Origin of the sequence: Shewanella sp. AC91-MNA-CIBAN-0169, assembly GCF_040310165.1 — a bacterium.
Taxonomy (GTDB): domain Bacteria; phylum Pseudomonadota; class Gammaproteobacteria; order Enterobacterales; family Shewanellaceae; genus Shewanella.
Genome location: NZ_JBEOPM010000225.1, coordinates 1 through 224 on the forward strand (window position 1 = coordinate 1; position 224 = coordinate 224).

General features: G+C 52.7%; 1 tRNA gene. It reads left to right on the forward strand.

From position 1 onward, the window contains the following. Positions 1 to 148: 148 nt before the first annotated feature. Positions 149 to 222 (forward strand) — tRNA-Arg (locus tag AAEY98_RS22770). Positions 223 to 224: the final 2 nt, after the last annotated feature.

Genomic DNA, 224 nt, shown 5'->3' on the forward strand with positions numbered 1-224 from the left:
GCCGAAGGCGCTCCCCTGCTAAGGGAGTATGGGCTTTAAATCCCATCGAGGGTTCGAATCCCTCCTTCTCCGCCATTCATTAAATAACGTCACGCACATGAAGTGCAGACGATAGCATTATTTATGAATGGCTTGTTTTACCGATTTTGCGCGTGTAGCTCAGCTGGATAGAGTACCTGGCTACGAACCAGGCGGTCGGAGGTTCGACTCCTCCCACGCGCACC